General features: G+C 60.6%; 15 protein-coding genes. 7 read left to right on the top strand and 8 right to left on the bottom strand.

Annotation, left to right across the window (positions count from 1 at the left end):
* Window positions 1–128: 128 nt before the first annotated feature.
* Window positions 129–1,691, top strand: coding sequence for a glycerol-3-phosphate dehydrogenase (gene glpD, locus Q0677_RS03280; protein ID WP_298905692.1), 1,563 nt, complete (start codon window positions 129–131; stop codon window positions 1,689–1,691).
* Window positions 1,692–1,829: 138 nt separating this feature from the next.
* On the opposite strand, the gene fdhF is transcribed toward glpD, so the two are convergent.
* Window positions 1,830–4,580, bottom strand: a complete 2,751-nt coding sequence (gene fdhF / locus Q0677_RS03275; RefSeq protein WP_298905691.1) for a formate dehydrogenase subunit alpha — start codon at window positions 4,578–4,580, stop codon at window positions 1,830–1,832.
* A gap of 146 nt (window positions 4,581–4,726) precedes the next feature.
* On the opposite strand from fdhF, the gene Q0677_RS03270 reads away from it, so the two are divergent.
* The 6 genes from Q0677_RS03270 to Q0677_RS03245 all read left to right on the top strand — a co-directional run bounded on the left by Q0677_RS03270 (window position 4,727) and on the right by Q0677_RS03245 (window position 9,350).
* Window positions 4,727–5,377, top strand: a complete 651-nt coding sequence (locus tag Q0677_RS03270; RefSeq protein ID WP_298905690.1) for a histidine phosphatase family protein — start codon at window positions 4,727–4,729, stop codon at window positions 5,375–5,377.
* 26 nt (window positions 5,378–5,403) lie between these two features.
* The gene (locus Q0677_RS03265; protein ID WP_298905689.1) at window positions 5,404–6,459 is read left to right on the top strand and encodes a saccharopine dehydrogenase; all 1,056 of its coding nucleotides are present in this window, start codon (window positions 5,404–5,406) and stop codon (window positions 6,457–6,459) included.
* Window positions 6,459–6,707, top strand: coding sequence for a SemiSWEET family sugar transporter (locus Q0677_RS03260; protein ID WP_133484991.1), 249 nt, complete (start codon window positions 6,459–6,461; stop codon window positions 6,705–6,707). The genes Q0677_RS03265 and Q0677_RS03260 overlap by 1 nt, the downstream gene beginning before the upstream one ends.
* A 14-nt stretch (window positions 6,708–6,721) precedes the next feature.
* Window positions 6,722–7,864 (top strand): saccharopine dehydrogenase family protein, encoded by a 1,143-nt coding sequence (locus Q0677_RS03255; RefSeq protein ID WP_298905688.1) that lies wholly within the window; start codon window positions 6,722–6,724, stop codon window positions 7,862–7,864.
* A gap of 68 nt (window positions 7,865–7,932) precedes the next feature.
* Window positions 7,933–8,520: an HD domain-containing protein gene (locus tag Q0677_RS03250; RefSeq protein WP_298905687.1), complete on the top strand. Its 588-nt coding sequence runs from the start codon at window positions 7,933–7,935 to the stop codon at window positions 8,518–8,520.
* A 53-nt stretch (window positions 8,521–8,573) separates the two neighbouring features.
* A complete protein-coding gene (locus Q0677_RS03245) occupies window positions 8,574–9,350 on the top strand; it encodes a DUF6782 family putative metallopeptidase (RefSeq protein WP_298905686.1) in 777 nt (258 codons plus the stop codon).
* Between the two features lie 11 nt (window positions 9,351–9,361).
* Here Q0677_RS03245 and Q0677_RS03240 read toward each other — a convergent pair whose 3' ends face one another.
* The 7 genes from Q0677_RS03240 to lspA form a co-directional block, all read right to left on the bottom strand.
* Window positions 9,362–10,147, bottom strand: a complete 786-nt coding sequence (locus tag Q0677_RS03240; protein ID WP_298905685.1) for a formate/nitrite transporter family protein — start codon at window positions 10,145–10,147, stop codon at window positions 9,362–9,364.
* A 905-nt stretch (window positions 10,148–11,052) separates the two neighbouring features.
* Window positions 11,053–12,282, bottom strand: coding sequence for a DNA recombination protein RmuC (rmuC, locus tag Q0677_RS03235; RefSeq protein ID WP_298905684.1), 1,230 nt, complete (start codon window positions 12,280–12,282; stop codon window positions 11,053–11,055).
* On the bottom strand, window positions 12,279–14,141 hold the full coding sequence (gene mutL, locus Q0677_RS03230) for a DNA mismatch repair endonuclease MutL (protein ID WP_298905682.1): 1,863 nt from the start codon (window positions 14,139–14,141) through the stop codon (window positions 12,279–12,281). Before mutL ends, rmuC begins: the two co-directional genes overlap by 4 nt.
* A 51-nt stretch (window positions 14,142–14,192) precedes the next feature.
* Window positions 14,193–15,503, bottom strand: coding sequence for a pitrilysin family protein (locus tag Q0677_RS03225; RefSeq protein ID WP_298905681.1), 1,311 nt, complete (start codon window positions 15,501–15,503; stop codon window positions 14,193–14,195).
* Window positions 15,503–16,837, bottom strand: coding sequence for a pitrilysin family protein (locus Q0677_RS03220; RefSeq protein WP_298905680.1), 1,335 nt, complete (start codon window positions 16,835–16,837; stop codon window positions 15,503–15,505). The genes Q0677_RS03225 and Q0677_RS03220 overlap by 1 nt, the downstream gene beginning before the upstream one ends.
* Window positions 16,838–16,976: 139 nt before the next feature.
* Window positions 16,977–17,465 (bottom strand): DUF3035 domain-containing protein, encoded by a 489-nt coding sequence (locus Q0677_RS03215; protein WP_298905679.1) that lies wholly within the window; start codon window positions 17,463–17,465, stop codon window positions 16,977–16,979.
* A gap of 96 nt (window positions 17,466–17,561) precedes the next feature.
* Entirely contained in the window at window positions 17,562–18,038 is a 477-nt protein-coding gene (lspA, locus tag Q0677_RS03210) for a signal peptidase II (protein ID WP_366940941.1), read from the bottom strand.
* Between the last annotated feature and the right edge of the window lie 3 nt (window positions 18,039–18,041).

The following is an 18,041-nucleotide window of genomic DNA, read 5'->3' as shown; positions in this document are numbered from 1 at the left end:
TCGCGTCGGAAATCCAGAGTCTCGATCACATTTTCGCAACAAACGAAAATTTACGAACCTATACACCTTCTCTTTGTCATCATTCTCGCGCAAGGTCAGCGTAAACGCGACTCACCAATGAGACCAATATGCAAAGCGACTTCGACCTCCTGATCATCGGCGGTGGCATCAATGGCTGCGGCATTGCCCGCGATGCCGCTGGGCGTCGCCTGTCCGTCTGTCTGGCCGAAATGGGCGATATCGGCGGCGCGACCTCGTCGTCGTCGACCAAACTGTTCCACGGAGGGCTGCGCTATCTGGAGTATTTCGAGGTCCGTCTGGTCCGCGAGGCGTTGAAAGAGCGCGAAACGCTGCTCAGCGCCATGCCGCATATCTCGTGGCCGATGCGGTTCGTGCTGCCCTATCATCCCTCGATGCGCTTCGACAGCTCGACGCCCACGTCGCGGCTATTGAACACGGTAATGCCGTGGATGAAGGGCCGTCGGCCCGGGTGGCTCGTGCGGTTGGGGCTCTTTCTGTATGACAATCTGGGCGGACGGAAGATCCTGCCCGGCACCACCCGCGTGGATTTGCAGACCGCGCCAGAAGGCCAGCCCCTGAATCCCATGTTCGAAACCGCCTTCGAATATTCGGATTGCTGGGTCGAGGACGCCCGGCTGGTCGTCCTGAACGCCCGCGATGCCGAAGCGCGGGGTGCTCAGATCAATCCACGCACCAAGGTTACGAAAGCCGAACCGCAAGACGGCGGCTGGCGCGTCACCCTAGCCGACACCGGCACGGGCGCGGCCCGACAGGTCACCGCACGCATGCTGGTCAACGCTGCGGGCCCGTGGATTGCCGACGTCTTGGGCGGCACGCTTGGCAGTAACGCACCCGCCAACATTCGCCTCGTGCGCGGCAGCCATATCATCACCAAGCGTCTGTTTAACCACGACAAATGCTACTTCTTCCAGGGGCAAGACGGGCGGATCATCTTCGCCATTCCGTACGAGACCGACTTCACCCTGATCGGCACAACCGATGCCGATCACGTGGATGCCGACACGCCCCCGCATTGCACGGAAGCCGAGCGCGACTATCTGATCGCCTTCATCAACGGGTATCTGAAGGACCCGATTGCAGCCGACGATGTGGTTTGGACCTATTCCGGCGTACGTCCTCTGTTCAACGATGGCGAAGGCGCGGCGGCGGCGGCGGCCACCCGCGACTATGTGCTGCGGACGGACTCGGTTGGGGACGCACCAGTTCTGAACATCTTCGGCGGCAAGATCACCACCTATCGCCGCCTTGCCGAAAGCGCGCTGGACAAGATCGGCGCGGTGCTTGGCCCGCAACCCGACAAGTGGACCGCAGGCGTCCCCCTGCCCGGCGGGGACTTCCCGGTTGACGGCTTCGACGCGCTGGTCGGCGAAATCAACGCGGCCTACCCCTTCCTAACCCCGCGCCACGCAAAACGTCTGGTCCGCGCCTATGGGACCGAGGCGCAGGACATTCTGGGTGACGCAACGTCGCTGGCCGATTTGGGCCTAGATTTCGGCGCCACCCTGACCGAGGCCGAGCTGCGCTGGCTGATGGACAAGGAATACGCCCAAAGGGCCGAGGACGTGGTCTGGCGGCGCTCGAAACTGGGGCTATTGCTGGATACGGACCAAATCGCCACCATCGAGGCGTGGATGCAGGGCGCGCGTTAGGCTTTGGTGGCTCACTTCGTGAGCCTGAGGGGCGTTGCCCCTTGCGCCAAATCTGCGATTTGACGCTACCCCAGGATATTTAAGACAAGAAAAAGGGCGCCGGGTGGGACGCCCTTTGTACATGATCTGTAGAGAAGGTCACTCTGCCGCGATCTGGGCCGGGACTTCGACCTTCACTGCGCAGAATTTCATCTCGGCGATTTTGCCATAGGGGTCCAGCGCCGGGTTGGTCAGCAGGTTCGCTGCGGCTTCCACATAGGCGAAGGGCAGGAACACCATGTTTTCGGCCACCGCATAATCCGCACGCGCCATCACGTCGATGGTGCCGCGACGGGTGGTCAGACGAACCATGTCGCCGGGCTCTACGCCCATCTCGCGCAGGGTTTTCGGGTTCATCGAACAGTTCGCCTCGGGCTCGATCGCGTCCAGCACCGTGGACCGGCGGGTCATTGATCCGGTGTGCCAGTGTTCAAGCTGGCGGCCGGTGGTCAGCACCATCGGGAACTCGTCATCCGGGGTCTCGGCCGGCGGAATGATCGAGGCCGGGGCAAAACGCGCGCGCCCGTTTTCACGCGGGAATTTGTCCCCAAACACAACGGCTTGACCCGGATCTTCGGGCGACAGCGACGGATAAGTCACGGCGTTCTGGTTTTCCAGACGGTCCCAGCTGATGTTGGCCAGCGACGGCATCACGAGTTCCATCTCGGCATAGATCTGGCTGGGGTGATCATAGGTCCAGCCCATGCCCATCCGTTTCGCCAGCTCGGTCGTGATCTGCCAGTCTTCCATCGCCTCTCCGGGCGCGGGGACGGCCGGGCGGCACATCTGCACCTGACGGTTGGTGTTCGAGGTTGTACCGGTCTTCTCGGCCAGTGCCGCCGCCGGGAACACAACGTCGGCGTAGCCCGCGGTTTCCGTCAGGAAGATGTCTTGGCTGACAAGGAACTCCATCCGGCGCAGCGCTTCACGCACGTGGTTCACATCCGGGTCGGACATGGCCGGGTTTTCGCCCAAAATATACATGCCTTTGATCTTGCGATCGTAAACCGCATCCATGATTTCAACCACGGTCAGGCCGGGGTTCGGGTTCAGCTCGTCCACGCCCCAAACGTCGCGATACAGCGCCTGAACGCCCTCGTCCTTCACCGATTTATAGTCCGGATAGAACATCGGGATCAGGCCAGCGTCCGACGCGCCCTGCACATTGTTTTGGCCCCGCAGCGGGTGCAGACCCGTGCCGGGGCGGCCCACATTGCCGGTCATCAGCGCCAGCGCGATCAGGCAGCGCGAGTTGTCGGTGCCGTGGACGTGTTGGCTGACGCCCATGCCCCAGAAGATCATGCCGTTCTTGCCGTTCGCAAAGGTGCGGGCGGCGGCGCGAAGCTCATCCGCGTCGATGCCGCAGATCGGCGCCATCTCTTCCGGCGAGAAGGCTTTCAGATGCTCGCGCATCGCCTCCCAGTTCTCGGTGTGCTCAGCGATATAAGCGTCGTCTTGCAGGCCTTCCTCGGCAATCACATGCATGATCGCATTCAGCATCGACACGTCCGCGCCGGGCTTGAACTGCAAGCGGTGCGTTGCGAAACGGCCCATACCCACGCCGCGCGGATCCATCACGATCAGCTTGCCACCACGCTGGGTGAACTGCTTGAAATAGGTCGCGGCAACCGGATGGTTTTCAATCGGGTTCGAGCCGATGACGATCGCCACATCCGCGTTCTCAATTTCATTGAACGTCGCGGTCACAGCGCCTGAACCGACGTTCTCCAGCAGCGCCGACACCGACGAGGCGTGGCACAGACGGGTGCAGTGGTCGACGTTGTTGTGGGTAAAGCCCTGACGGATGAACTTTTGGAACAGATAGGCTTCTTCGTTGGTGCACTTGGCCGAGCCGAAACCGGCCACAGCCTCGCCACCGTGTTCGTCGCGCAGCTTCATCAGGCCTTTGGCAGCCACGTCCAGCGCTTCGTCCCAGGTGGCTTCGCGGAAGTGGGTCAGCGGGTTGGCCGGGTCCACGTTCATGCCCTTCTCGGCGCCTTCCTTACGGATCAGCGGCTTGGTCAGGCGATGTGGGTGGTTGATGTAGTCAAAGCCAAAGCGACCCTTCACGCACAGACGGCCTTCGTTCGCGGGGCCGTTGATGCCTTCGGCATAGACAACCTTGTCGCCTTTGACCTTCAGGCTGACCTGACAGCCAACGCCGCAGAACGGGCAGATGCTTTCGACTTCCTTGTCGAAATCCGCGGTGTCCTGCACCTTGGCGGGCATCAAAGCACCCGTCGGGCAAGCCTGAACGCATTCCCCACAGGCCACACAGGTCGAGGCCCCCATCGGGTCATCGATGTCGAAGGTCGGGAAGGCATCGTGGCCGCGACCGGCCATGCCGATCACGTCATTCACCTGCACTTCACGGCAGGCCCGCACGCAAAGGTTACAGGAAATACAGGCGTCCAGATTGACGCTCATCGCGACGTGGCTGTCATCCAGCAGTGGCACGCGGCCTTCATCCATCTTCGGGAAGCGGCTTTGCTCGACACCGTTCAGGTCGGCCATATCCCAGAAATGCGCGGCAGCGTCGTGGCGTTCTTCCGGCTGGTCAGCGACCAGAAGCTCGATCACCATCTTGCGGGCAGATTTGGCGCGGGCATTGTCGGTGGTGACCACCATGCCCTCAGCCGGTTGACGGATGCAGGACGCGGCAAGCGTACGCTCGCCCTCGATCTCGACCACGCAAGCGCGGCAGTTGCCATCGGCGCGCAGGTTGGGCACATCCTTGTGGCACAGATGCGGAATTAGCGTGCCTTCACGCTTGGCCACATCCCAGATGCTTTCGCCTTCGCGGGCCACAACTTCGCGCCCATCAAGGGTAAATTTGATACCGTCGGTCATCCGTTCCTCCGTCGTTCAAACGCCAGTATAAACCATGCAATGCGCGACGTCAGTTCGCCATTCCCGACGCAAGGCATCGTTTTTGCGCCAGCCCCCCTTTTCGAATTGGATCCAATCTTCTAGCAATGGGCGGAAAGGAGTCGCCAATGACCACCATCACCCTGATCCGGCACGGACAAGCGAACAACACCGCCACCGATGAAGCGGGCTATGACCGGCTGTCTGAACTGGGCCGTCAGCAGGCGCGGTGGCTTGGCGAACATATGCGCGACACGGGGCAACGATATGCCCGCGTTTACACGGGCACGCTGACGCGCCACCAGCAAACCGCGCAGGAATGGGGTGCCGAGGATTTCACCGCCGACGCACGGTTGGACGAGGTCCGCTATTTCGATCTGTCCGAGCGGATGCACGCCCAGTTCGGCATCCCGCACCCCACCGGGCACGGTGATTTCATCGACCACCTGCCGCTGACCTTCGCCGCCTGGCAGGAAGGCAAGATTGAAGGCGCTCCCGAGACATTCCACGATTTCCAAACCCGCGTCTCCGAGGTGATTCACGAGATTGCCGAAAGTGGCGAGGACGCGATTATCTTTACCTCCGGCGGGTTTATCGGCATGGCGACGCGGGTGGTGATGGGGCTTGATCTTGGCCCGTTCACCCGTGCGATCCTGCCGATCATGAACAGCTCGATCCACCGGATGCGTCTTATGCCCGCTGGGCTGACGCTGACCCAGTTCAACGCGGTTCCACATCTGGAACACAAAGACCGCCACCACGCGCAGACCCATTTCTAAGGGCGCATTTCGAAGGAGTTCACCTCATGACACATCTATGGGTCCGTGCAGAGCAACGTGAAAACGAAGACCGGGTTGGGCTGACACCCGAAGGCGCTGCCGCGCTGATCAAGGCAGGCATCCGCGTGACGGTCGAAGAAAGCTCGGTCCGCGCCATCGGCATTGACGGCTACAAAGAAGCGGGCTGCGAAATCGCGGCGGAAAACAGCTGGCCCGACGCGCCGCTGGACGCGATCATCTTCGGCCTGAAGGAACTGCCCGAGGACGGCACCTCCCTGCCCCACCGCCACATCATGTTCGGCCACGCCTTCAAAGGCCAGCACTCGGGCCGGGCGCTGTTGGAGCGCTTCAAGGCGGGCGGCGGGACGCTCTATGACCTTGAATATCTGGTGGATGAAACGGGCCGCCGCGTGGCCGCTTTTGGGTACTGGGCCGGGTTCGCCGGTGCGGCTGTCACGCTGAAAGCGTGGGCGGCGCAACAGCACGGCAAGCTCTGCGGTCCTGTCGGCGCCTACAAGAACAAAGACGCCATGATGGACGAGCTGCGCGCCGAACTGGACGCCACCGGCGCCGCTCGCCCGAACGCCATCGTCATCGGTGCGCTGGGTCGCGTCGGCACCGGCGCCTCTGACCTGATGGAGGCGATGGGCGTCACCGTCACCAAATGGGACATGGCCGAAACCGCACATGGTGGCCCGTTCCCGGAAATTCTGGACCACGACCTGTTCATCAACTGCATCCTTGCAGGCCCGCAGACTCCGGTGTTCGTCCCCAAGGATGCGCTGAACGCCGACCGCAAATTGACCGCCATTGGTGACGTGGCCTGCGATCCGGATAGCGATTACAACCCTGTGCCGGTCTATAACAAAGCAACCAGCTGGGACGCGCCCGCCCTGCGCGTGGCGGATGAGCCCGTGTTGGACGTGATGGCGATCGACAACCTGCCCTCGATGCTGCCGTTGGAAAGCTCGATCGACTATGCGGGGCAGCTTCTGGCCTCGCTCGAAACCTTGACCGACCTGACATCAGGCGTCTGGGGCCGCGCGGAACAGACCTTCCGCACCCACATGGAAGACATCTGATGGAGACGCTGATCGGCACCCTTGCAGGCATTGTCAGCACAATCTGCTGGCTGCCGCAAACCCTGCGCACATGGCGCACGCGGCAGACCAAGGACTTGTCGCTGTCGACCAACCTGCTGGTGCTTCTGTCGGTCACGCTCTGGCTTATCTACGGCGTCATGCTGGCCGCGTGGCCCATGGTTGTCGCCAACGCAATCGCGATTGCTCTGGTCGGCTCGATCATCATCGCGAAACTGAAATTCGGCTGAAAAGGAGCCCTGTTATGACAATCCACTGGTGTGGCACCGGCCTGTCGGCCATCCCCGGCCTGCGTCGCCTGATCGAGAACGGGCGCGAGGTGACCGTCTGGAACCGGACCGTCGAGAAAGCACAGGAAGCCGTGGGCGATCTGACCGACGACATCCGTGCGTTTTCGTTGGACGCTCTGGCCGAGGCGCTAAAGCCCGGTGACATCGCCGTGTCGATGCTTCCCGGTGATCTGCACGTCCCCGTCGCAAAGCTCTGCCTTGAAAACAAAGCGCATTTCGTGTCGTCCAGCTATATCGCGCCCGAGATGAAAGCGCTGGACGCCGCCTTCAAAGAGGCCGGTCTGTCCTGCGTGAACGAAATCGGTTTGGACCCGGGCATCGACCACCTGATGGCCCACTGGCTGGTCGCAGATTACCGCGCCTCGGACGCCTATGACGCGGCCAATAAGCTGAGCTTCATCAGCTACTGCGGCGGTGTACCGAAGATCCCGAACCCGTTCCGATATAAGTTCAGCTGGTCGCCGCTGGGCGTGCTGAAAGCCCTGCGCTCGCCCTCGAAATCCATCAAAGACGGTGCGCCCTTCGACGTGGCCCGCCCGTGGGATGCGATCAGCAGCTATGACGCGCCTCTGCAGCAGACCGAAAGCTTCGAGGTCTATCCAAACCGCGACTCGCTCCCCTTCATGGAAGACTACAAGTTCGACCCTGCTTGGGACGTCGACCTGTTCGTACGCGGCACCCTGCGCCTGAACGGTTGGGCCGACGCGTGGAAAAATGTGTTTGCCGAAGTTGAAACGCTGGAAGGTGCAGCAGGCGACGCCCGCCTGAAAGAGATGTCTGACCAATTCTGGGATGAAAACTCGTATGACGACGGCGAACCCGACCGCGTTATCATGTGCGTCGCGCTGAAGGCTGAAAAAGACGGGGCCGAGGCCTATCACAAAACCTATGTGATGGACGCGTGGGGCGATGACCGTGGCACCGCCATGGCACGTCTGGTCTCGACCCCTGTGTCACTGGCCATCGACATGATCCTTGACGGCAAAGCTCCCGCCGGCGTCACCGCCGCCACCGCCGATCCAGAACTGATCGAGACATGGATGGGCCACGTAAACGAACTGGCGCAGCATGTGGCGGTAGTGGATCACACCGCCTGATCGCGACGTCGCAAAATGACCAGCATGGCGGTTAAGCCGTGCTAGGCTTCCCCAAAAGGGAGGCCGCCATGCTGGACAAACCAAAGCCGAAATGGACTAGTTTCGAAAACGCCACCAAGGAAGATTTCCTTGCCGTCATGGAATATGACGAGGCCTATGCGAACGCCGTCGCCGACCGGCTTCTCGTCGCTTTGAAAGAACTGGACGAGGAAGACACCCCTTATCCGATCAACCGCTACCAGCACTCGTTGCAGTCTGCGACCCGCGCCCATGAAGCGGGCGAACCCGAAGACCTTGTCATCGCCGCCCTTCTGCACGATCTGGGCGACACGCTGTCGCCCTTCAACCACGGCGAACTGGCCGCCGCCATCGTGAAACCCTATGTGAGCGAGCGCACCCATTGGATCCTGAAACACCACTGCGTTTTCCAAGGCTACTACTACAACCACCACCTTGGCGGAGACCGCCACGCCCGCGAGAAATACAAAGACAGCCCGCATTATGACGCCTGTGTGAAGTTCTGCCACGAGTACGACCAGAACTCGTTCGACCCGGATTATCCTACGAAGCCTTTGGAGTTCTTCGAACCAATGCTCCGCCGCGTCTTCAGCAAGTCAGGCGGACATATGGAACTGAACGAAACGCGCGAGGGATAGGCCAACCCGTGCAACACTGGACAACTGCATGGATAGCGGACACCATTCCGTCCATGCTGCGTCTTACCACAGTCATCTTGGCCGGTCTTCTCGGGGCCGGAGCCGCCTCTGCCGGGGAAACCTGTATTGGCCTGCACCATCCGGCGCCCCAGACGGACGACCAGAAAGCGTTGTCCGAGTTGCTGGATAATGTGCGTCCGATCGCAGAGGATTTTCCCTTCCTGCATGAGATCATCCAATCCGAAGAGACCGAGCTGTGCTTTTCCGACCAGATGAACTACGCCCTTGGCTATCTGGACGTCGAGCAGGACAAGATCGTGATAAGCGAAGCCGTTCCGAGTGATCTGAAGATCGGCATTCTTCTGCACGAGCTGCGCCACCTCTGGCAGTTCACCTATGCCATGTGCCCGACCAACAACCTGTCCATGAAGGAATATGCGCGGGCGACCTTCGCGCTTGAGGCGGACGCCAGCGCCGTGTCCCTGCTGATCGCGTGGCATATGAAGGAACAGGGCCAAGACGCCGTGTGGAGCGCGCTGTCCAACTGGGCCTCTCATACGGATATTGCTGCTGCCTTCGAAGACACCCTGAAGACCACGCAGGACGAAGGGCTGGCGGTGTCCTATGCGTTTTATCAGTGGTACGCATCGGACGCGCGCAAGGACCGCTATTACATCGAAGCCTGTAGCGGATACTTGGATCGGCAGGATGCCGAGCATTTGATCCCCCGCTATGGCACGCTTGACCCCGAGTTCTATGAAAACCTGTGCAGGCTACCGGATGGGCAGCAATATCTGTGCGCCGATCCGCTGGACTCCAAGGACAAGTAGCTGCTTGGTTTTCAGCCCGACTTCGGCCCGTGGAACGCGAACTGATAGGCCAGCGCGACACCCGCGCCGCCGCCCAGGATATTCCCGATCGTCACGCTGATCATGTTGGACAAGGCGCCGCCGATATTCACCTCGGCCCCTGCCGCCCAGCCTTGCGGGAAGAAGTACATGTTGGCGACCGAATGCTCGAGCCCCAGCAGGACGAAACCGGAAATGGGCCAGATAATTGCAAGGATCTTCCCTGCCGCGGTACGCGCGGCAAAGGTCAGCCAAACCGCCAAACAGACCAGCGCATTACACAACGCGCCGCGCATGATGCCCTCGAAAAACGGCAGATTCGCCTTCGCCTCGGCCAGTTTAACCGCCGTCGCGCCCATCGGCGCATCCAGCAGCCCCGACAGGCCGAATGCGACCGCCAACCCCACGGCCCCGATTAGGTTGCCGACATAGACCACGCCCCAGTTCCGCAACAGTTCATGGACCGAGATCTTGCCGTCCACCGTCGCCATGATCATCAACGCATTGCCGGTAAACAGCTCAGCCCCGCCGACGATCACAAGGATCAGCCCAAGGCAAAACACCACCCCGCCTAAGAACCGCGCCGGACCATAACTCGCGTCCACCCCAGTCATCACCATCGTGTAAGCCGCGGCCCCGAACCCAATAAACGCCCCGGCCAGCATCGCCAGAACCAACATCTGCTTCCACGGAAGATGAGCTTTCGCCACCCCAGCCGTCTCGATCAACTCGGCAATCTCGGCGGGTTTGTAGGCGTCAAAAGAGGGGCGGTCAGTCATGCGGTCCGTGTCCTATCCGTTGGGAGTAGACCAGCATCTGTTTAGTGATCCGTCAAGGTTGGTGTGGCTGGCGCGTTGTATAGGAGAACTTCCCGATAGTTAGAACTCGGGTCTTATACTCAAAAAGGAGCTCACGTTTTGCACCTCTTTGACCCAACGAGCAGTTGTTTCGCACCTCCAGTGAATACAACGCATGATGCGCCCAAAATCTTCGTTAAGCGCACGCGGGAATATTGGCTCATGGTGAGCTATACGATTTCTGAGCTTCCTTATTTCTTCTATATCGGTTCTGAGTTCTGATCGTCGCCTTGCCGAAGCGACTCCCCGCGGCGCATCGGGAAATACATGGAAAAACTGCGTTTCCCATATCCTACTTTGATGACTCTTCGTTAGCATCCTCTCCCAGAAAACGAACTTGAGTTCAGCCACGACTTTGCCTGCTGTTTGCTGATGCTCCGCACATAATAAGAGATCACGTTTCGGACTATATGCGGGAGGAGGAGGGCTCTTAAGTGAGCGGATGAAACCTTGCGTCCACGGCCAAGTTCCGCCGTGAACGTTCTCGATGGCCTCAACTATTGCATTACGCAATGTGACCTCCAGAACATGCAAAGGTACTAGAAACGCAGCAGAAATCTGTAAATTCCAGTGGTATAAGCTTAAGGCCTGCGTTCTGTCATTCCCAGTTGCTCTCAGATAGGTGGCAAATCTAGGAGCTGAAAGCACATTCGGCAGGTGATGTTCTTCGTCAGGTGTGAACGGTGGATACATTGACAGTTAATATACGCAGCTGTATATACAGCATGAGCTTTGAGATTGCGGGCACTATGCCTCCCCTCATCGCATAAAGAAAGATAAACCCGTCGCAATGCGGCGGGTTTTGTCTTTTTTGCAATGCTAAGTCACTATCCCTTCCCAATCGGCACCACATTCTGGTCCTCGTCGGTGACCTCTTCGAAATCGAAATTATCCAGCCGTTTGGCGCGGTTGCCTGCTTTCTCGGCCGAGATCTTGATCTCGGAGATGTCTTTCGCGGCTTGGTGGAAATGCCGGTCGAGGTTCGCGACACGGTCGCCCAGTCGCCCGACATCGGCAGACAGCAGGTGCAGCTCTTTGCGGATCGCGCCGGCCTGTTCGCGCATCCGCGCGTCTTTCAGGATCGCGCGCATGGTGTTCAGGGTCGCCATGCAGGTGGTGGGCGAGACGATCCAGACGCGGGCCTCGAAACCTTCGCGAACCACCTCCGAGAAATTGGCGTGTAGCTCGGCATAGACGGCCTCGGACGGCAGGAACATCAGCGCGCCGTCGGCGGTTTCGCCCTCGATGATGTACTTTTCCGAGATCGCTTTGATATGCGCGCGCACGGCGGTTTTCATCGCGCGGGCAGCGAGCGTCAGCGCCTCCTGCGTTTCTGCTCGGCGCAGCGCCTCGTAGGCTTCCAGCGGGAATTTCGAGTCGATCACGATGGGACCGGGCGGGTTCGGCAGGTGGATCAGACAGTCTGCCCGTTTGCCGTTCGACAGCGTGGCCTGCAGGTCATAGCTGTCCTTCGGTAGCGCCTTCGACACGATGTCGGTCAGTTGGATTTCCCCAAACGCGCCGCGGGTTTGCTTGTTTGACAGGATGTCCTGAAGGCTTAACACGTCGCCCGACAAGCGGGTGATGTTGTCCTGCGCCTTATCGATCACTTTCAGCCGTTCCTGCAGCTGCGTCAGGCTTTCGGTGGTCTTCACCGTATTGCCCTGCAAGCTTTCCTTCATCCGGTCTTGCAACTCGGACATCGCGCGCGCAGATTTCATCGCGTTGTCATGCAGCCGATCATTCATCTGCTGCTGCACATGGGCCAAGCGGGCCTCCATCGCTTGCAGCACCTGCGCTTGGCCCGAGGCCTGCGCGTCCGACACGGTGCGCAGCCCACCAGACAGCTGATCCTGCCCGGCGCCCAGCACCTGCACGGCCTGCCCCAGACCGCCCATCTGCAGCGCCAGATCCTCGGCCACGCGGGTCGAACGGCCAGCGCGGCGCAAGACCACCACCAGCAGGATGAACATCAGAACCGCAAGCGCGATGCCGCCCAGCGTCAACAACACCAGCGGGTCAGAGAGGTCATATGTCGTGTCACCGATCTGGATCATGTGCGTCCAAACAGCCTTTCGATATCAGCGAGCTTCAGCTCGACATAAGTGGGGCGCCCGTGGTTGCACTGGCCGGAATGGGGCGTGGCCTCCATCTCGCGCAGCAGGGCGTTCATTTCTTCGGGGCGCATCCAGCGGCCGGACCGGATCGAGCCGTGGCAGGCGACGCGAGACAGCACAGCCTCGATCTTGGCCTGCACCATGTTGCTGTCGCCCAGATCGGTGAGTTCATCCAGCACGTCCTTGATCATCGCGGTGGCATTGATTTCGCCCAGAATGGCGGGGGTTTCGCGCACGGCGACGGCGTCCCCGCCGAAGGGTTCGATGACCAGACCCATGGTTGCGAGGTTGTCTGCGACCTCAAGCAAACGCGCTACATCGCCCGCCGACAGTTCGACGATCTCGGGGATCAGAAGGGCCTGACGGGCGACGCCGTTTTCCGCCATCTGGCGTTTGAGTTTCTCATAAACCAAACGTTCATGCGCCGCGTGCTGGTCGACGATCACCATGCCCGTTTCTGTCTGGGCGATGATGTAGTTTTCGTGCACCTGCGCGCGGGCAGCCCCCAAGGGCAGCGCCTCTTGCGGGGCGTCTTGTTCGGGCTCGACCACCGGATCGAACCGGGCCGAGGGCGCGGACATCTCGGCAAAGCCCGGCGTGTCCGGCGCGGGCATCTGCGCTTGATAGGAGGACCGCATCGCGCCAAGGCTGGGGCGGTCCATCTGATAGACACGGGGTTCGGTCGGCTCGGGGCGCATGGCACCCAAGGTCGCGCCGGCCACAGTCGTGGACGCGCGGTGGCCGGCGTTGGCCAAAGCATGTCGCAAGCCCGACACGATCAGCCCGCGCGCAGTGCCGGGTTCGCGGAAACGGACCTCGGATTTTGCGGGGTGGACGTTCACGTCGACCAGATGCGGATCGCAACTGACAAAGAGCGCCGCCGCCGGGTGGCGGTCACGCGACAGGAAATCGAAATAGGCTGCCCGAAGCGCACCCGTCAGCAATTTGTCTTTCACCGGGCGGCCATTCACGAACAGGAACTGCGCCACGGCAGCGCCGCGAGAATAGGTTGGCAGGGCGGCGAAACCAGCCAGCCGTAGCCCGTCGCGCTCGGCATCTATCGGGATGGCGTTCTCGGCGAAATCGCGGCCCAGAATGGTCGCCAAACGGCCCGACAGCGCATCAAACATATCACCGGTTTCCGGGTCCGCGCGGAAGGTGACACGACCTTCGCCGCCACCGGACACGTCTCGCAAGATGAAGCCGATCTGCGGCTCGGCCATCGCAAGGCGCTTGACCACGTCGGAGATCGCCTGCGCCTCGGCCCGGTCGGTACGCAGGAACTTCAGACGCGCGGGCGTGGCGTAGAACAGGTCGCGTAGCTCGACCACCGTGCCACCGGACAGGGCCGCCGGTTTCACCGGGTCCATCTGCCCGCCCGCCACGCGGATCACCGCCGCGTCAAAGCCCTGCGCGCGCGAGGTGATGGTCAGGCGACCAACGGCACCAAGCGAAGGCAGCGCCTCGCCCCGGAAGCCAAAGGTGTGGATGTCCAACAGGTCCGACCCGTCGATTTTCGAGGTCGCATGGCGCGACATGGCCAGCGCCAGATCATCGGGCGCGATGCCACAGCCATCATCTGTCACACGGATCAGCGTCTTGCCGCCATCGGCATAGGCGACCTCGATCCGTGTGGCGCCTGCATCGATGGCGTTTTCCACCAGTTCCTTTACCGCCGAGGCCGGACGTTCCACCACTTCGCCCGCCGCAATCCGGTTGATTGCAGCGTCATCCAGCTGGCGGATAACGGGGCGGCGGACCGGCTGATCCGAGCTTATATGGGGGCTATCTCCGGGCATACCACAAGAACTAGCATATGCGCGCCCGATTCGACCATTGCGCAAATCGGCTTAATTCGACACGACACCTTCGGGCTGACCGACTACCACAAAGTGCAGCGCATCGGGCTGATACAGCTCGGATGCGACGCGGTTTGCCTCGTCCAACGTGACGGCCATGACCTGGTCATTCCGGGTCGCGATATAGTCGATTGGCAGCCCTTCCATCTGCATCGCCACCATGATGTTGGCGATGTTGGCATTGCCGTCAAACCGCAACGGATACGATCCGGTCAGATAGGTCTGGGCGGCGGTCAGCTCTTCTTGTGTGATGCCGTCGCGGGCGATCTTCGCCCATTCATCACGCACCACGTCGATGGCCTCTCCTATGACGGCGTTCTGGCTGGAAAACTGCCCAAGCACGCTTTCGGTCCAGTCGACGGGCACCAGATACGAGCCGATCCCATAGGTCAGCCCGCGCTCTTCCCGGACCTGATGCATCAAGCGGGACAGAGAACTTGGCCCGCCTAGAAGCGTGTTCACGATATAGGCAGCGAAGAAATCGGGATCGTCGCGTTTGATACCAGTATGGCCGAACAATGCGACGGATTGCGGCGTGTCAAAGGGCACGACAGTGGTACCGCCGGGCAGGCCAAACGCGACCCGATCCGGCATGGTGGCACCCATTTGGGGCAAGCCGTCAAACAGCTGATCAAGAAGCGGGCCAAGTTCTTCTGCGGTGATGTCGCCCACAGCGGCCACATAGATGCGGTCCAGCGCAATCGTGTCGCGATAGGCGTTCACGATGTCCTCGCGCGTCAACGCCGTGACGCTATCGACCGTTCCGCCATCATAGCTGCCATAGGGATGATCCCCATACGCCGCTGCATCAAACGCATCTGCGGCAAGCGAGCGCGGCTCGGTCGCACGGGACGCGAGATGCGACAGAACCTGCCCACGCACCCGGTCAACCGCCGTGTCATCAAACCGTGGGGCAGTCAGCGCCTCGTGCAGCAATGCAACGGCCTGATCGCGGTTTTCGGTCAGAAACTGTGCCGAGATCCCGATGCTGTCTTCCCCAGCATCGAATCCATACGACGCCGCCAAAGCTTCACGCGCTTCGGCGAAGCCCTGCGCGTCCATATCACCAGCCCCTTCTTCCAAAAGGCCGACCATCAAATTCACGGCCCCACGTTTGCCCGGGCGATCCAATACCGTTCCGCCACGAAAGCGGATTTCCAGCGCAGTGAAGGGAAGGGCCGGTTCGTTGACCAGCCACGCCACATGGCCGTTATCCGAGGTGACTTCCTGAATGGCGACCTCGGCGCGGGCGGGAAAGGTCAGGGCAATCAACCCTGCTAAAACAAGAACAATCCGTTTCATTACATGTCCTCTCCGCCTTCGGGAACCAGCCATCCGGTGACAGCCCTGCGATCATCAAACACCGCGCGCGCAGCGGCCATCACGTCTTCCGGCGTGACCGCTTGAAGCACGTCGGGCCACGCCTGCACATCTTCAATCGTCAGCCCCGAGGTCAGCGCCTCGCCGTACCGCTCTGCCCGTGCGTACACATCATCCTGCGAATAGACATCATCAGCGCGAATCTGGAACTTCACCCGCTCAAATTGCTCGAGGTCGATGCCGTTATCAAGAAACGCGGCGATCTCGCGATCCAAGGCGGCTTCGGCGTCTTTCAAAGACACATCCGGGGTGGGCACGACGATCAACGAGAAACTGGTGTCATCCAACGAGACCGAGCGATATCCCGCCCCTGCATAAACTGCGATCTGTTCATCAAACTGCAGCGCCCGTCCAAGGACCGAGGTCGCGCCATTGCCGCCAAGGATCTCGGCCAGATAGACCAGCGCGGCGGCCTCTTCCTGCGCACCAGGGTCACGCTCGGGCGCCTGATAGCGGCGCAGGACATAGGGTTGCGCGACACGCGGATCGGCAAAGCGAATACGGCGTTCGGCCAGTTGCGGGGGTTCCTGTACGCGCACGCGTTCGCCCAGATCACGCGTAGGTGCCAACGGGCCGTAGTGTGTCTTGGCCAGTTCCAGAACTTCTTCTGGCACGACATCACCAGCGACGACCAGTATGGCATTGTTGGGCGCATAAAACTTTTCATAGAAGGCCAGAGCATCGGCTCGCGACAGGCTCTCCATCTCGTGGCGCCAGCCAATGACCGGGATGCCATAGGGGTGGTTCAGATGGGCGGCGGCATTCAGCTGCTCTCGAAACAGGGCGCTTGGATCGCTATCGGTCCGCTGCGCGCGTTCTTCCAAAATCACGTCACGCTCGGTGGCGATGTCATCTTCGGACAGGATCAGGTTGCGTACGCGATCTGATTCCATCTCCATCATCAGGCCCAGACGGTCCGCGGCGACGCGTTGGAAATAAGCCGTATAATCCTGCGAGGTAAACGCATTGTCCGACCCGCCGTTTTCGGCCACCGCTCGGCTGAGCGCGCCGGCCTCGAAGTTCTTGGTCTCTTTGAACAGAAGGTGTTCCAGAAAATGCGCCACGCCCGAGACGCCGGGCGCCTCGTCTGCAGCACCTGCGCGATACCACAGCATGTGGACCACAACTGGCGCGCGGTGGTCTTCGATCACGACGACCTCAAGCCCGTTATCCAGTGTGAAATGGCTGACATCATCTTTCGCCGACGCCGGCGCAACCAGCCCAATCGCCAGCAATCCTGCAAGAATGAAACGCATGTAATGCTCCTTCCATGTCGGATTAAAATGATCCACCCCAGCCCCTGCTTCAAGCCTTGGCAACGAACATGTGATCAAGGTTAACCCAGCGACCGGTCCAGAACAAAAAAAGGGCCCGAAGGCCCCATTCTGTCGTGGATTAGCGATCGGTCACCACCTCGGGCGGGGCGGCCGGGGTCCAGATGCCCAGACGGCGCAGGCGCTCAAGCTCCAGATGCTGGTTCAAATGCATCGCCTCATAGGCACGATAATAGACGTTCACGTTGAACAGACGTTCAAGCACGCGGCCCTTGTTGTCCTTGCGCCATTCCAGATCTGCTGCAGCCAGAACCTCGCGGATATTTGCCGACACGCCGTAACGGCTGGCCGCGCTAACTAGCGCGCCTTCTCCGCGGCGCAACTTACCCGACCCCAGATTGCCGCCCAGCGCTGCAATCGCATCTGCCTGCGGTGTCGGATCGGTCAGGTTCGACTGACCCGGAGTGGGCGTGGGCAGATCGGTATAGTTCTTCGGTTCTTCCAAGGGTTTCGTCGGCAGAATCGCGAACTCGTCCGGGCCATCTTGCGTTGCACGCAGGTTCATCAGCGACGGTTCGCCTTTGGAACAGGCGGCCAGCCCAACAATCATGGCGCCAATAGTCAGAAATTTAACAGACGAAACACGCATTCCACGTCCAATCCCCAAGGTAATCTATGGGTTTATTAGCCCATTCGGAAAGCCGCGTCACGGGGTCTTGTTAGACGAGGCGAAAAGAACCAGTCCGATGGCGCCCGCGAAGACGAAAATATCCGCGACATTAAAGGAATAGGGGTTCTGGATTCCGCAGCACGACGTGTTCAGAAAGTCGACGACCGCGCCGTAATAGATGCGGTCCAAAACATTACCCAGCGCGCCGCCCACCAACAACCCGGCCGAGATCTGGCCCAGTTTGCCGACCTGCTCTTTCACGACCCACCAGACGACCCAAACTGCGATGATCACAGCGATTGCGATCAGGATCCAGCGGGTGACGCTTGGGTCCGAACCGCCAAAGAGGCCAAAGTTAATGCCGGTGTTCCAGCCCATTTGATAGACCAGATAAGGCGGCCAGATCTGGACCACGCCAACGCGGTCCAGATCCAAAACATACAACGCGTGATACTTGGTCAGCTGATCCAGCAGGAACGCAACCAGTGCGGATATGCCAATCACGCGCATCATGGG

Source organism: uncultured Aliiroseovarius sp. (genome assembly GCF_947492455.1).
In the GTDB taxonomy this organism is placed as follows: domain Bacteria; phylum Pseudomonadota; class Alphaproteobacteria; order Rhodobacterales; family Rhodobacteraceae; genus Aliiroseovarius.
The sequence above is the reverse complement of the archived record's forward strand: the minus strand, read 5'-3'. Positions and strand labels throughout refer to the sequence as shown.